1 protein-coding gene is annotated in these 1,621 nt (G+C 52.1%); it reads left to right on the top strand.

Going from position 1 to position 1,621, the window contains the following annotated elements; genetic code table 11:
• Nucleotides 1-278 precede the first annotated feature (278 nt).
• The gene (locus G340_RS0116185; RefSeq protein WP_020074687.1) at nucleotides 279-1,502 is read left to right on the top strand and encodes an IS110 family RNA-guided transposase; all 1,224 of its coding nucleotides are present in this window, start codon (nucleotides 279-281) and stop codon (nucleotides 1,500-1,502) included.
• The last annotated feature ends 119 nt before the right edge of the window (nucleotides 1,503-1,621 follow it).

Below are 1,621 nucleotides of genomic sequence, written 5' to 3'. Positions count from 1 at the left end.
CTCCTACAATAGTAATAACGGACCAGGCACGGCAGCCAGCCGTGTCTGTTTCGTTTTTGTTGCCAAGGCTGTACAATGAGAGAAGTTCGGCCTGACCACTTTCACCGAGGACTAACCACGTCCGTAAGGGAGTCTGTCAGCCGTCCTCTCATTGACAGCCGTTCGATTGGAGCAGGTCGTCCCGCCCGATAATGGGTGTGTTCGCGTAACCAAGGAGATTGAATCGGCAATGAAAGAACGGCGAAACCGAGTACAAAGCAATCATCAGGAGGTCTTTCATGAACACAGCCGTTGGAATTGATGTTGCTAAGGGAAAAAGCGTCGTTGCCGCCATGCGTCCGTTTGGCGAGGTTGCCCTGCCGCCGCGTGAGTTTCTTCACACAAGCGAGGGACTTTCAGCATTATCGGAGGCCCTGCGCTTGATTGATGGGAATACCCGTGTTATCCTTGAAGCAACAGGGCGCTATCACGAGCCGGTCGTCATGGCGCTCCGTAATGCCGGAATTTTTGTCAGCGTGGTCAATCCTAAGCTCATCAAGGATTTCGGCAATAATTCGCTCCGAAAGGTCAAGACCGACAAAGCCGATGCGGTAAAAATTGCGCGGTACGGTCTTGAATATTGGGAAGAGATGCGGGAGTATACCGAAACAGATACCACACGTCAGCAACTGAAGCTGTTTTCAAGGCAGTACAATCTGCACATGAAAACGGTGGTTTCGCTGCAAAACAACCTCATTTCACTGCTTGATGCTGTATTTCCGGGGATAAACGAGCTGTTCAAAAGCCCGGTACGCGAGGATGGACACCTGAAATGGGTGGATTTTGTCTGCACATTTTACCATCGTGATTGTGTGTCCGGTGTCAGCATTGCCGCTTTCTCCGAGCGTTACCAGAAGTGGTGCAAACGGAAGGGCTACAACTACAGCACAGCCAAGGCCGCTGAAATTTATGCCGCCAGCCGGGAGATGGTCGTGACGATGCCGAAGAACGCGCTCACCAAGGCGCTGATCACAGCGGCCGCCGGACAGCTCATTGCTGCTACAGAGATGCTTGCCACGCTTAAAGCCGAGTTTATCCGCTTGGCTTCCTCGTTGCCGGAATACGAGGTCGTTCGCTCCATGTATGGCGTGGGCGATATCACCGGTGCACAGCTTATGGCCGAGATTGGAGACGTCCGCCGATTCGCCAACCGTGGCGCGCTCATCGCATTTGCCGGCGTTGACCCCGGCGTAAACGAATCCGGTAAGCACAGCTCGCAGCGTGTTCGCACCACGAAACGAGGCTCACCGCATTTGCGAAAGACCTTGTTTCAAATTGTCAGTACGCACCTGAAACGCTCTCCACAGGACGAGCCGGTATACCAATTTCTTGACCGCAAGCGTGCCGAGGGTAAGCCTTATCTTGTTTACATGACCGCCGCTGCGAACAAATTCCTGCGCATTTACCACGCCAAAGTCAGAGACCATTTGAACGCTTTGGAGCAAATGCACTCGAATACATAGTCAGTCTCTGGATTTCACTTATTCAGGTGGGCGCATATTGTGGCCGCCTTTTTGTTATACTCTTTTTTCTACACTGAATTTTCTTGAATTTGGGGCTTGACTTTTGTTAGCAGGACTCC

It is taken from the genome of Faecalispora sporosphaeroides DSM 1294 (assembly GCA_000383295.1).
In the GTDB taxonomy this organism is placed as follows: Bacteria; Bacillota; Clostridia; order Oscillospirales; family Acutalibacteraceae; genus Faecalispora; species Faecalispora sporosphaeroides.
This window is presented reverse-complemented; position numbering and strand designations above follow the sequence as displayed.

Coding starts and splice junctions, on each gene's coding strand:
- G340_RS0116185 (WP_020074687.1), top strand. CDS start 279: ATGAACACAGCCGTTGGAATTGATGTTGCTAAGGGAAAAAGCGTCGTT.